Source organism: Bacteroides sp. RTP21281st1_H5_RTP21281_210402 (assembly GCF_040918965.1).
In the GTDB taxonomy this organism is placed as follows: domain Bacteria; phylum Bacteroidota; class Bacteroidia; order Bacteroidales; family Bacteroidaceae; genus Bacteroides; species Bacteroides congonensis.
The window spans coordinates 44,590-58,207 of record NZ_JBCOWR010000016.1; the positions used below are offsets into that span (position 1 = coordinate 44,590).

A 13,618-nucleotide genomic window follows, 5' to 3' on the forward strand; every position below is an offset into this window, starting at 1 on the left:
TTTATGATTAAAACCCTAGTTCGATTGAAAGCGAGAAGGAGCGTGGTCTCGGGTACGGGCTCATGTCGAGTCCGGGAGCCAGACGGGCTACTGTTCCGTAACCGGTATTTGCTTCGGGGTCGAAGCCGGAGTAACGGGTCCAGAGCCATAAGTTCGTTCCGGTCAGTGCTATACGCATTTTGGAGAGTCCCATTTTGCCGGTTAGTTTGGCAGGGAAGTTATAGCCCAGAGTCAGGGTTTGCAACCGTAAGAATGAACCGTCTTCTACAAGGTCGCTTCTAAGTACGCTTTCTCCCCATGTACCTCTGCCGTACAAAGGATAATTGTGATCAGGAGTGTTGGCAGACCATACATCTTTATAGACACTTTTCAGTACATTATTGATGCTGGTCGTGCCTACGAGGTAATATGCGTTGCCGTTAACCACGTCATTGCCGTATGACCATCGGAAGAAGGCATACAAATCAAAACCTTTATAAGAGAATGTATTTCCGATTCCTCCTGTATGCTTGGGGTTAACGTCCGCAATGGGGGTGCGGTCGTTCGAGTCAATCACACCGTCCTTATTTACGTCGACCACTTTGAGCTGTCCCAACCCGAGGTTAGGACCGGGATAACCGTTGATGACTTCGGCGTCATTGTTGTAGGTTCCGTCGCTGATATAACCGTAGTATATACCTACCGGCATGCCCACTCTGAGCAAGACGTCACTGGTGATTTTGGCATTAATCCCCCTGTCATAGAATTGTTGGTACTGCCCTTTGTCCAATGACAGAATCTTATTCTTGTAGAAGGAGATGTTGAAGTCCGTCGACCAGTTGAAAGCGCCTTTCAGCCAGTTTGCGTTGATGGCGAATTCCATACCTTTGTTCTCCATCGAACCTGCGTTTTTCCAGGCTTTGGTATAACCGGAGGTGGAAGGTATATTTACTTGCAGTAACATGTCGTCAATCCTTTTGTAGTAAAAGTCTGCTGTGATGGAGAAACGGTTGTCCAATACTCCGAAATCAAATCCGATGTTGTACTGTTTCTGGCTTTCCCATTTCAGGTCGTCATTGGTGACATTGGAAGGGTAGCGACCGATTTCTATCGAGCTTCCGTTCATTACTACTTTGTTATTCTCCAACTGAGACAGAGATTGGTAAGAGGGTATCTGATTGTTGCCTGTCATACCGAAACTGGTACGCACCCTTAAATTGGATATAAAATCAAACTTCTTGATGAATTCTTCTTCGGAAGCGCGCCATGCCACACTGACGGCAGGGAAATATCCGTATTTGTTATTGATTCCGAACTTGGATGAACCATCGACACGTAAGGAGGCATTTAATACATACTTATTGTCGAAGGTATAGGTTCCTCTACTGATATATGAAACCATCTGGTTGCTGTCATACGTATATTTGGGAGCGTAAGTAACCAGCCCTTTGTCTATTCCCCATATACCGACAGCCATATCCTCAAAGTTTGTCGATTTGTTGTAGATGTCTTTCATCGACCATTTGCTGGTTTCGAAGGCTCCCATTAATGAGAAAGAGTGCTTCTTTATGTTTTTGGCATATTGCAGGCGTGCTTCGTACACCCAACTGTTTTCTTCCCGGTTGCTGATTTCCATACGGCCCCTTTCCGATTGCCCGTACCATGTGTCCGAGCCCCAGAGCTTGTCTTGGTTCATAGAATATTGGCGGTAGGAAGCACTGGTGCTGAACGTCAGGTCTTTCAATATCTTGTAGTTGAAGTAGATATTGCCGTTTAGTTCACTGTATCGGTTATTTATGTCGACCTGCTCCACTGCTACCAGTGGGCTCATGATATTGACGTTGCTGTAATTCATGATATCTGCCAGTCCCGGATAAAACAGGAAAGGGGAAATTTGCAAGGCATTGAGGATAACTCCCGACTGTGACCAGTCGCTGACCGGATTCTTGTCCTTGGACGTAGAATAAGATAAATTAATTCCGATATTGATTTTGGAATTGACCTCCTGATTCAAGTTCAGGCGTGAGGTGAAACGGTCGAATGCGGAGCGTTTGATAATTCCCGTATTGTTCAGGTATCCGAGGGAGAGCATGTAAGTTGTCCCTTTTGTTCCGCCGGATATACTTGCGTTTGCTTCATATTTCCTGGCTGTCCGGGTAATTTCATCCATCCAATTGTGTACGGACGGGTCGCTCCAACCTTTGTTGTCAATCACGTTTTGCCAGAAATTGATGAGGTTCGGACTATCGTATGTTCCGTAATCAAGCATTTTCTTTGCGTACTCTTCCGGAGATAATACTTCCAGCGGAATATTGGGATTCATATCCAAACCTCCTGTCAGGCTGAACGAGAATTTAGGTTTGGTAGAGGCTGCTCCCCGTTTGGTGGTGATGATGACAACGCCATTGGCTCCTTTAGCTCCATAAATGGCTGCTGCCGCTGCGTCCTTCAATATTTCCATTGATTCGATATCGTTCGGATTCAGTCCTAACAAAGGGTTGTTTACCGTTTCGGTATCTTCATTCGTAATTTGTTGGGTTGGCATAGAGACGCCGTCGATTACAAACAGAGGTTGGGTTCCGCCTGTGATGGAGTTGACACCTCTGATTCTGAAAGTCATTCCGCTTGATAGTGAGCCGTCTGTCGGGATAATCTGTACACCGCTGATTTTGCCTTGCAGTGCTTGCAGGGTCTGTGCCGAACTGCTTTGGGCAATATCCTTTATGTTGACTGATGCTACGGCGGTTGCGATATCGCTTTTTCGCTGGCTGCCGTATCCTACGACAACTACCTCGTCCATCTCTGTCACCGACGGGTCAAGAACTATATTGAACCTGCGGTTTTTCCCGATAGCCACGGTTTTGGGCTTATATCCCAGATAACCGATGACAATCTTTTCGGAAGGAAGCGCTTTTATTGTGAACTTTCCTTCTAAATCTGTAATTACGGCGTTGGTAGTGCCTTCGATATTTACCGTAGCACCGATCAGAGGTTCGCTCTTCTCATCCAACACTTGCCCTGAAATAGTTACTTGCTGTGCTAATACTACCGTCATGTGGAGCATTAGGAACAATGTGCTTAATAGTACCTTTCTCTTCATAGTGCAGATATTAAAGTTTATAATAAGAATAAATACAAATAGACTTAAATGGTGATGCAAATAAAGCGATTTATAATATTCGGGCTTTGACTTATAGTACTTTTCTCTTTACCAAATTACAAACTTCTCTTTTAAATTATCTGCGTACGCCTTAAAATTAGGGGAGAGGAGTGCTGATTTATAAATAGTCCGGAAAAAGACCAGATATGAAAAATTGTATATTCAATCATTCTATTTTCTGAAATATACGATCCGGAATAGGCCTGAAGGAAAAAAATCGAAGGATTTGGCACTGATAAGTTTGCAGATGTTGCTATATTGGATTGTTTCCTGTTAATGTGTCGCTCTTTTGCTGGTTATTGGTGCTTGTGGAAAGGAATATTGAGGGCTCTGTTTGAAAATGATGATGCCGGTTATTTCTTGCTCTTATGCCAACTAGGGTAAATAATGCTTCAAATAGGTGTTTGAAATCCTTCTTTATCGTGTCCGAATTGTTTCTTGCCTTGAAACATTTTGTTCCTCACCGGGGAACACTTTGTTTCATTACGGGAAACACTTTGTACCTCACTGGGAAACAATCCGGAAAACGGCTGTTTTATGCATATCCGTCTTGTTTATATGCATAAAAGGCTAAGTAATAGTATATATATTCGTTGTTTTATACACTATTTCTTCTCTTAGTGAGAATTTTACAATCCCGGTTGTGATGAGAATCTTAAAAATAGAACTTTTTACGGACTTATCGGTTTCATCTATCACCGCATAGAATTATTCGATTGGACTTTTTTTGCAAAGGCGGGTCTTCCGCCTTTATCTTTGCATCAGAAACAAGAAACAAAACGAAGTTTCTGATGTTATAAGTCAAATCAATTAATAACAATAAAAGCAATAAAGATTATGGAACCAATTTTAAATTCTCAACTTCCTGAATTCAGTGTTCAGGCTTTTCACAACGGAGCTTTCAAGACTGTAACCAACAATGACCTGAAAGGTAAATGGGCGATTCTGTTCTTCTATCCTGCCGACTTTACTTTCGTATGTCCTACCGAATTGGTGGATATGGCTGAAAAGTACGATCAGTTCAAATCGATGGGCGTAGAAATCTATTCGGTAAGCACTGACTCTCACTTCGTACACAAAGCTTGGCATGATGCTTCTGAAAGTATCCGCAAGATCCAATACCCGATGTTGGCAGACCCGACCGGCGCTTTGAGCCGTGCGTTGGGTGTCTATATCGAAGAAGAAGGTATGGCTTACCGTGGTACATTTGTTGTCAACCCGGAAGGAAAGATTAAAGTGGTGGAATTGAATGATAACAACATTGGCCGTGATGCGAGCGAACTGCTTCGTAAGGTAGAAGCTGCACAGTTTGTAGCCAGCCATGACGGGGAAGTTTGTCCGGCCAAATGGAAGAAGGGTGAATCTACCCTGAAACCAAGCATCGACCTGGTAGGTAAGATTTGATAGAACTTTGATAATGATGATGATGGAAGGCCGGTAACGGGAAACGCTGCCGGCCTTTCTTTTCAAAAAACGAAAGGAGAACAGGTATGTTAGAATCTGCATTAAAAGAACAACTGAAGGGTATATTTGCCGGACTGGAGGCGAATTTTACTTTTGATATATCGGTATCATCCAGTCACGAGAACAGAACGGAATTGTTAGAACTGCTGGGAGATGTAGCGGATTGTTCCGACCACATCACTTGTGAGGTGAATGAAGGAGGCGGGCTGAAATTTACTTTGTTGAAGAACGGCGACCGTACAGGAATAACCTTCCGTGGGATTCCCAACGGACATGAGTTCACTTCGCTGTTACTGGCTATCCTAAACTTGGACGGCAAAGGGAAGAACTTCCCCGATGAGGCTGTCTGCAACCGGGTGAAAGCACTGAAAGGCCCGATACATTTGGTGACTTACGTCTCACTGACTTGTACGAACTGTCCTGACGTAGTACAGGCTCTCAATGCTATGACTACACTGAATCCTTCCATCACCCATGAGATGGTAGACGGTGCGCTCTATCAGGATGAAGTGGATGCATTGAAGATACAGGGAGTACCTTCTGTCTTTGCAGATGGCAAACTGCTTCATGTAGGTCGTGGTGAATTCGGTGAGTTGCTTGCGAAACTGGAAGAACAATACGGTATTGATGAAACCAAAGCGGAAGCGGAAGTGAAGGAATATGATGTGATTGTAGTCGGTGGAGGCCCCGCAGGTGTATCGGCTGCCATTTATTCCGCCCGTAAAGGATTGCGTGTGGCCATTGTAGCCGAGCGTGTTGGCGGACAGGTGAAGGAAACAGTCGGCATCGAGAACTTAATCTCTGTACCCGAGACAACAGGAAACGAGCTTGCCGACAATCTGAAAACTCATTTATTGCGTTATCCCGTAGATTTACTTGAACATCGTAAAGTGGAAAAGGTGGAAGTTATGGGAAAACAAAAGCTGGTCACTACTTCTGTCGGCGAGAAGTTTCAGGCTCCTGCCTTGATTATTGCAACCGGTGCAAGCTGGCGCAAACTGAACGTTCCGGGAGAAGCGGAATATATAGGTCGCGGTGTTGCTTTCTGCCCTCACTGTGACGGGCCGTTTTATAAAGGAAAACATGTAGCGGTAGTTGGCGGCGGAAATTCCGGTATCGAAGCAGCTATAGACCTGGCAGGTATCTGCTCTAAAATTACTGTCTTTGAGTTTATGGATGAATTGAAAGCTGATAATGTACTTCAGGAGCGACTTAAATCATTGCCGAACGTAGAGGTTTTTGTAAGCTCTCAAACTACGGAAGTGATAGGAAACAGTGATAAACTGACTGCCCTGCGCATCAAAGACCGTAAAACAGAAGAAGAACGTCTCTTTGAACTGGATGGTGTGTTTGTACAAATCGGACTTTCTGCGAATAGCAGTGTATTCCGTGAAGTGGTGGAAACCAATCGCCCGGGTGAAATTGTGATTGATGCACATTGCCGTACTAATGTGACGGGTATCTATGCAGCCGGAGATGTTTCGACCGTACCATATAAGCAAATCATTATCTCTATGGGAGAAGGAGCGAAAGCTGCGCTTTCCGCATTTGATGATAGGGTGCGGGGTATTATTTGAAACTTGCAGATATAATAGTCACACACAAACAATTCATGGTAAAAGCTGCAAAGGTATGGACACATATCTTTGCGGCCTTTTGTTTTTTCACTACCTTTGAGCCGCTTAACATTAACCCCCAAAATGAGAAACATGAAAAAGAATCTTTTATTAATTATTGCTACTCTATTTATTTTTCCGTTACAGGCTCAGAATACATTAAAGCTGATGACCTACAATATCAAAAATGCAAATGGCATGGATAATGTCTGTGATTTCCAGCGTGTAGCGAATGTGATAAACAACGCTTCTCCCGATGTGGTGGCTATACAGGAAGTGGATAGTATGACAAGTCGAAGCGGACAGAAGTATGTATTAGGAGAAATTGCCGACCGCACACAAATGCATGCCTACTTTGCACCCGCCATTAATTTTGATGGTGGAAAATATGGAATTGGACTGTTGACGAAACAAGTTCCCATACGTCTGCAAACTATACCTTTACCGGGAAGGGAAGAGGAACGTGCCTTGATTCTCGCGGAGTTTGAGGATTATATTTACTGTTGTACCCATATGTCGTTGACGGAAGAAGACCGAATGGAATCATTGAAGATGGTGAAGTCGTTTACTGCTCCTTATAAAAAGCCTCTTTTCCTGGCCGGAGACATGAATGCCGAACCTGAATCCGGCTTTATTAAAGAACTGCAAAAGGATTTTCAGATACTTTCCAATCCCAAACAGCATACTTATCCGGCCCCTGAACCTAAGGAAACGATAGACTATATTACAGCATTAAAATCAAACGCGAACGGCTTTGCTCTTATATCTGCCCGGGTATTGAATGAGCCTGTGGCTTCCGACCACCGTCCTATACTTGTAGAACTGCGTACTGCCGAAAAAGCAGACAAAATATTCCGCACGAAACCCTATTTACAGAATCCGGTAGGCAATGGCATTACAGTAATGTGGGAAACTACCGTCCCTGCATATTGTTGGGTGGAATATGGTACAGACACTATCCGACTGAAACGTGCACGTACCATTGTAGACGGACAGGTGGTTTGCAATAACTACTTGCACAAAATACGTATAGATGGTTTGCAACCCGGTCAGAAGTATTATTATCGTGTATGCTCACAGGAAATGCTGCTTTATCAGGCATATAAAAAGGTGTTCGGCAATACAGCACAGTCGTTTTTCAGTGAGTTCACCCTTCCGACAACGGATACAGACTCTTTTACTGCCATTGTTTTTAATGACCTGCATCAGCATACGCAAACTTTCCGTGCCTTGTGCAAGCAAATACAGAATATCAATTATGACTTCGTAGTTTTCAACGGTGATTGTGTGGACGACCCTGTCGATCATGAACAAGCTACTACTTTTATCAGCGAACTGACCGAAGGTGTTCATGGCGACCGTATACCGACTTTCTTTATGCGCGGTAATCATGAAATCCGCAATGCATATTCTATTGGTTTGCGTGACCACTACGACTATGTAGGAGACAAGACCTACGGCTCTTTCAACTGGGGAGATTCCCGTATCGTCATGCTCGACTGCGGAGAAGACAAACTGGATTCCCACTGGGTATATTATGGCTTGAATGATTTTACTCAACTGCGTAATGAACAGGTCGATTTCCTGAAAAAGGAACTGTCCGCCAAAGAATTCAAGAAAGCGAAGAAACGTATCCTTATTCATCATATTCCGCTTTATGGTAATTATGAAAAGAATCTTTGTGCCGATTTGTGGACTAAGTTATTGGAGAAAGCACCTTTCAATGTGAGTTTGAATGCACATACCCATAAATATGCTTTTCATCCGAAGGGTGAGTTGGGCAATAATTATCCGGTCATTATTGGTGGCGGGTATAAGATGGACAGTGCTACTGTGATGATTCTGGAGAAGAAGAAAGATAAGTTGCAGATTAAGGTGCTGAATGTCGAAGGGGAAGTTTTGCTGGATATTACAGTCTAATCTTAACTATATAAAGAATAAAAGCCACAAGAGAAAACTAGTCCGGTTATCCTTGTGGCTTTTCTGCATATAAGATGCTGTTAATTGATATCGGTTTCTCCTCCCGAATTTGTTCCGTCCCACGTTGTATTGACCCGTATTTCGAAAGAGGGGATATCTCCTGTAAACCGGGTGGAGATATCCAACAGTTGATTTCTCCGGATTGTCAGCGTATCTGTGACGGTTTCGTTATACGAAGGTTCTGTCTCTCCATTTCTGTACAGGCTTAACCGATAAACAGAACGCATTCCAACCGTTGTCGGAAAAGTTCCTAGCACAACAGAGATATCTTCATCTTCATTTGCTGCATGCATGAGTTTCTCTATCGGGATAAATTTGGTTACTTCCATTTGTCCGGAGTAATCTCCGTCAATCATTTTTTTGTTTCCTAAATTGGTCATCGTCATCTCGATTCCCGTCAAGTCTTCGGGTATATCGCTGAATGTATAACGAATTACTCCATGTGCACGCTCCATATAAGCGTTATATTCGCTTGGGCAATCGCAATCTATCCGGAAGGGAAAACAGACAGCGAAATAATCTTCTTTATTTTCTACACCTGCATAGGTAAAGAATAGGTCGGTAGGTGCATTCCCGCCTACGTAAGCACTACAATTACTCACAAGGGCCAGGCAATAGTCTCCAAAGGCAAGTCCTTTACGCTGAAAAGTATAGGGTGAAGCTACGTAGGTTGTGCAGTCCGGGATACGTCCTTCTTCTGCCAGGGCGTTGTCTTTGAACAGGAAATAATGAATGTCTTTGATGCGGGTATTGAAAGAAACTTCCATGTCTGTCCGGTAATCATGGGTGACTGCCTGGAACTTTTCTACGTAAATGTTGATTTTCACGTCTCCCGTAGGACATGGATCCAATGTCTCATGAACACATCCTGCAAGCAGTATTATAGACAGCAAGAATAATAATCTGGTATTCATATCAAAAGAAATTAGGGTATGTTACATTCATAATCAGAATCGAACAAATCTTGGTTGCTTTCATCCTCCAAATATTCTAATCCCACTTGCAATTGTGGGGAAGCGGCATCCGGGTCGACTTCATCCGTTGTTCGGAAAACGAATTGCCGGATGGCGTTGTTTTTCAATTTTAAACCGGAAATCGGCTGCGAATATACATAGGTGAAACCACCCTGGCCGGATTGTCCGGCAATCTTGAACGCTTCCAGTTGGTAGTCAACTTGCCGGGTGTCATCCGTAAAAACAAAAGGAGAATAAATTGTCACATGACCGGAAATCATTTTGTATTGTATTCCCGTTTTGGCAACCCGCCAATCCGGGTCAATATTGGTACATATCTCGATCTCCGTGGTCGGAGTGTGATGATTGTAATAAGCGTCTCCCCAGCAATCCAGACCGTCACAAAAAGGATTTTCCGTCTGGGTGGCTTTTAATGTGGCATATACGGTATGCTGGGTTGTTACAAAGTTGAATTTATTTTCTTTAGATTCCTCGTCTTTCAATAAGAAACGCAGTTGTGCCACTTTGCGTGCGAAAGCGATGTGGGTATTTCCGTTCACGGGATTTGAGTGTAGTCCGGATGTTTTTTCCACTGTAAATTCCGCTGTTCCTGCAAAGACCTCATAGCGTACCTCCCGTTTGCCGATATTCGCATAAAAGGGATCTGTCTGGTAACTGTATGTATAGGCATGAGCAATAGTATCAGCCGCACCCTTGACGATTGCTCCCGGAATCAAGTTGGGATTCCAAACAGTTGAGCGGGGATTTAGTACTACCAATACCCGATAGTGTCCCGGACGTAATGTCAATTGAAGGTCATTGAAACGGGTATCGTCTGTGATGGATACTTGGGCATATGTTCCGGCTGTCGTTAATTTCCGTTGGGTCAGTGTATCCACATACCATTTATCGCCAATCTCTTTTATTACCAGGCATTTGTAGGAGTTGGCAATAATAGAACGGATATTCCCTGCTGCCCGTGAGGACATTGGGCGATAGTCTGTATTACCTTCCAGCTGCATTTCCGGTAATGACAGGCTGAGGGAGACATTCACCTTGTCTTTTCCCATAATGTTTCTGTTTATCAGACTATCATTTTCGTCCGGTTCCGAGCATGCCAGCAACAGGATGAAAATGCAGACCAGCATTCCGATTATCTTTTCCTTTATCATACTCTTTCTATATCTTTATAAGTTAATTCCATGCGGTATTTACCTCTATGTCCGATGTGTGGTCGATATCTATTATCCGGTTGCACGGGAGTCCGGCATTGTTGACGGTGAAGTGATCCGGTAGTATGTCCAGTCCCGGTGATTCGGAATTTTGAGGTAGACGGAGTGACAGAAGTCCGGTTGTGAAACATTCTGTCCCGTGGATATGCGCGGTTTCCGTGTGGTTGCATATCGGAGTGGTATCGTAATAATGAAAAAACATTGATACCCGAACCTCTTGTCGGGTGGGCAGTAGGCAGGTACCTTTTAGTATAGCCCCACCGGGAATAGAGTCTGCCACTTCTACCGGAACATTTGTTTGGGGAAGCGGAACCTTTTGTCCTTCCGGGGTCAGGGAGAAATGAATGGTATGGTTCAACGTAATTTTCGAACCTGGCAAGACAACCGGGTGATTGCCGGAGTCAAATGTTATCAGACGCGGCACTCCTTCATAAGTAATGTCAATAGAAGAAATCCTGTCCATGACCGATGCCACTGTTTTATCATTCATCGGAACCGGGTCACTGACGCCTCCCGGACCTGCCTTATAAAAACAAAACAACATCTGTCCCACTAGCCGTGTCAGTTCTCCCTGAATGGTTCCGGTTTGTAGAATTTCGTTGCCTGTGAGGTCTTTAATCCCGTAGTAATTGTCTACTGACAGGCTGTCATTTGCCATTTCTATCGCCACCTTTTCCCATTCGGTACCAAAAGCGAAAGGAGAATTGTCGGAATGTCTCACGTGTATTTCGGGAGTTTGTTCCGGAGTGGCGATAAAAAGGAACCGGTAGTTCTTTTTATTCAGGTCGGCCAGACTGATCTTCAGTCTGGTAGAACTGCTGATAACTTGTGGCAGGGAGTCGGAAAGACGATAGCTGTTGCCGCTTTCACTGCTGAACACATAAAGTCTGGTTAGCAAGCCGTTGCCGGAGATTCCTTGCCGGAAGTCTGTCCGGAGTGATATGTCCGGTTTGCTATCCACCCAATCCGGTGTGAACGACTGTGATTCCGTGCAAGCGTGGAAAAATCCTCCAATGATAGTTGCCAAACCGGAAAAGACGATGTATTTTACGGGTATTTTCTTCATAGGATGTTTGGTTTATATGATTTTTATTATTCCCATATTCCTTCATCTCCATTGGTTCGTCCGGAAATGGGAAGGTTTTGGATAGTTACTCCTATATCAAAGTAGGAAGAGGTGAGCCATAGGCTGACTTCCAGTTTACGGTTGGCCTCAAGCTTGCCGGACAGTTGAAGGGGCGGATAGGGCTCTCCCGATACGGGGACGAGTGTGATGTTCAGGCCGGCATCTGTCCCGGTGGCGGTGGGAAAGACAAAAGGGCCTGTAAACGTTGCGAATCCTTGCGTGTCGATACTTTCATATTCGGTAGCGGAGTAGTTGCGGATAAGTGTACCTTCTCCTGAAGTATTCAGATAGTTGCATTGCCGGGCAATGCCTGTTAGCTCAACCCGAAGTTCGCGGACATTCTCCAGTACATGATGTCCTTCACTATAAGGTTGGGGAATGTAGTCATCCCCTTCTTTGTATCCTCTTTTCAATATGAATGTCAATTGGGCGACTCTTCTTTTTAACGTACATTCAATCTCATCGCCGCCGGCAATGGTATAAACAGAATCAGCAACGGTAGGTTCCGGAAGAAAAAGTTCACCGGCGGGAAGAATATTCCCGGGATGTTCGCTGTCTGTGAGGGTAGCGAAGCAAAGTTGCTCGAAGGTGACCGTATGATCCAAGGAAGCCGGAAGCACATTTGTCTGATTATCTAACGGACCGGTAAATAGGAACTTATAATCGCCTACCAGAAGCCGGGCAGTCATTGTTCCTTCTGCCGACCAACCGCCGGTTATCGTCGAATCATACCGGAAGCTGTTTCCTTCCTTACGGAATATGTACACACACTGTGGTTGGGGGCCGCTTTTGAAAGCGACCCTTGTAATCCCTGCCGGGATATTCTCTTCCGGCATGCCGGAACTGGTTGTCAGTTCCTCTTGTCCGGAACAGGAGAATAACAACGGCAGGAATGCTAGAGAAACGATAATTAACCGCATACACATAAGTATATAAACGCTGTTTTTTAGTTTATCTCACCGTCAACAGAATTGGCTTCCAACCAAGCCGTATCAATTGTTACGTTGAATTTGACATCCGTGTTGAATACGGTTCCGCTTAAAACATAAATTTTGACGAGAGTCACCTTGTTACGTTCCAACGGGAGATTTTTCGGAGCAACAATGGTGCGTTTGTCTCCTAAGCCGTTTGTTAGTACTAAGGTAAGGTTTGTGGTATTGATAGCCTCATCGTATGGTAACAAGTAAGCTCCATGCACATGCGCGGAACCGGTCTTGATGTCATCCGTCTTGATATTATCGTAATTCAGAAAACCGGTGGTACCTACTTTGGTATCGTCAGTAGAGGTACCGCGGGTGACTGTATTTCCCAGGTCGGGAACAGTGAAATTCTCATTAAACAAAGAGCCTTCGTCCGTTGTTGTTTTGGTACCGAGCAGGTTGACATTCCTGTTCAGTCCGGTAAACTGCATTTCGATGTCGGCAAGTTGTGACACTCCAAATACATCTGCGCTGTCGGAAACTTCGGTATAAGTTCCGTCATCGTTTTTCTTGGCTTGGATGAACATGATGTCCACACGTGACACAGCGCGGCTTAATGACGCACTGACAGATTCGTTGGCTGTAGGATTAATGCCTAATGTGTAGGAATGCAGAGCTTCGATCGTACCTTTCTCCAGGAAGAACACAGATGAGCCGTCTACCGTTCCATGGCTAATGTTGAGGTCGTCGGTCAATTCTGTTGTCACCGGAGTAAGGGAAGGGAGAGCAAACCCGCCGTCTTTTGCTAGTCCGTAGGTGGAGACAAACTTGTATTCGCCTATGGGCAGGCGGACGGTTCCGGACAAAACGTTATTCTCGTAATTCATACCGGCGGTCGGGATGTCCTGTGCGTAGAAGTATCCTTCGCCGGCGGGTGTTTTCTTGAATGCCATGATGCGGAAGTTATCCTTCGTGATGGCTGCCGGATTAACACTGCGCGAAAGTGGTGAATAGTAATTCCCCGTATTCGCATTCATCTCAAATTTGACGGTGGTTGTTTCACTGTTGTCCGGTAACAGGGTGTTGTCTACCGTTGCGTCATCCGAACAAGCGGCCAGGCATGCAAACATAGCCACTAACAAATTGGTCTTTTTAATTTCCATTTTTAAAAAGGTTTAGGATTAATAA

9 protein-coding genes are annotated in these 13,618 nt (G+C 44.5%); 3 read left to right on the forward strand and 6 right to left on the reverse strand.

Going from position 1 to position 13,618, the window contains the following annotated elements:
- Positions 1-7: 7 nt before the first annotated feature.
- Positions 8-3,079 carry a TonB-dependent receptor gene (locus AB5443_RS20060; protein ID WP_277134868.1) on the reverse strand — a complete coding sequence of 1,024 codons (3,072 nt, stop codon included), beginning with the start codon at positions 3,077-3,079 and terminating at the stop codon, positions 8-10.
- 897 nt (positions 3,080-3,976) lie between these two features.
- Here AB5443_RS20060 and ahpC point away from each other — a divergent pair.
- From ahpC to AB5443_RS20075, 3 genes are all read left to right on the forward strand, one after another.
- Positions 3,977-4,543, forward strand: coding sequence for an alkyl hydroperoxide reductase subunit C (gene ahpC / locus AB5443_RS20065; RefSeq protein WP_022136546.1), 567 nt, complete (start codon positions 3,977-3,979; stop codon positions 4,541-4,543).
- Positions 4,544-4,629: 86 nt separating this feature from the next.
- Entirely contained in the window at positions 4,630-6,180 is a 1,551-nt protein-coding gene (ahpF, locus tag AB5443_RS20070) for an alkyl hydroperoxide reductase subunit F (RefSeq protein WP_277134869.1), read from the forward strand.
- 132 nt (positions 6,181-6,312) lie between these two features.
- Complete coding sequence (locus AB5443_RS20075; protein ID WP_277134870.1) at positions 6,313-8,139, forward strand: endonuclease/exonuclease/phosphatase family protein; 1,827 nt, start codon at positions 6,313-6,315, stop codon at positions 8,137-8,139.
- 80 nt (positions 8,140-8,219) lie between these two features.
- Here the strand turns inward: AB5443_RS20075 and AB5443_RS20080 are convergent, their stop codons facing one another.
- The 5 genes from AB5443_RS20080 to AB5443_RS20100 are packed head-to-tail and all read right to left on the reverse strand — an operon-like array spanning position 8,220 to position 13,593.
- Entirely contained in the window at positions 8,220-9,113 is an 894-nt protein-coding gene (locus tag AB5443_RS20080; protein WP_277134871.1) for a hypothetical protein, read from the reverse strand.
- An 11-nt stretch (positions 9,114-9,124) separates the two neighbouring features.
- Positions 9,125-10,324: a hypothetical protein gene (locus AB5443_RS20085; RefSeq protein ID WP_277134872.1), complete on the reverse strand. Its 1,200-nt coding sequence runs from the start codon at positions 10,322-10,324 to the stop codon at positions 9,125-9,127.
- 22 nt (positions 10,325-10,346) lie between these two features.
- Entirely contained in the window at positions 10,347-11,450 is a 1,104-nt protein-coding gene (locus AB5443_RS20090; protein ID WP_277134873.1) for a DUF5031 domain-containing protein, read from the reverse strand.
- A gap of 26 nt (positions 11,451-11,476) precedes the next feature.
- Complete coding sequence (locus AB5443_RS20095; RefSeq protein WP_277134874.1) at positions 11,477-12,430, reverse strand: FimB/Mfa2 family fimbrial subunit; 954 nt, start codon at positions 12,428-12,430, stop codon at positions 11,477-11,479.
- 26 nt (positions 12,431-12,456) lie between these two features.
- A complete protein-coding gene (locus tag AB5443_RS20100; RefSeq protein ID WP_277134875.1) occupies positions 12,457-13,593 on the reverse strand; it encodes a hypothetical protein in 1,137 nt (378 codons plus the stop codon).
- Positions 13,594-13,618 lie beyond the last annotated feature (25 nt).

Bases quoted from the DNA above. Each gene is read 5' to 3' on its own strand.
- AB5443_RS20060 (WP_277134868.1), bottom strand. From the start codon at position 3,079: ATGAAGAGAAAGGTACTATTAAGCACATTGTTCCTAATGCTCCACATG.
- ahpC (WP_022136546.1), top strand. From the start codon at position 3,977: ATGGAACCAATTTTAAATTCTCAACTTCCTGAATTCAGTGTTCAGGCT.
- ahpF (WP_277134869.1), top strand. From the start codon at position 4,630: ATGTTAGAATCTGCATTAAAAGAACAACTGAAGGGTATATTTGCCGGA.
- AB5443_RS20075 (WP_277134870.1), top strand. From the start codon at position 6,313: ATGAAAAAGAATCTTTTATTAATTATTGCTACTCTATTTATTTTTCCG.
- AB5443_RS20080 (WP_277134871.1), bottom strand. From the start codon at position 9,113: ATGAATACCAGATTATTATTCTTGCTGTCTATAATACTGCTTGCAGGA.
- AB5443_RS20085 (WP_277134872.1), bottom strand. From the start codon at position 10,324: ATGATAAAGGAAAAGATAATCGGAATGCTGGTCTGCATTTTCATCCTG.
- AB5443_RS20090 (WP_277134873.1), bottom strand. From the start codon at position 11,450: ATGAAGAAAATACCCGTAAAATACATCGTCTTTTCCGGTTTGGCAACT.
- AB5443_RS20095 (WP_277134874.1), bottom strand. From the start codon at position 12,430: ATGCGGTTAATTATCGTTTCTCTAGCATTCCTGCCGTTGTTATTCTCC.
- AB5443_RS20100 (WP_277134875.1), bottom strand. From the start codon at position 13,593: ATGGAAATTAAAAAGACCAATTTGTTAGTGGCTATGTTTGCATGCCTG.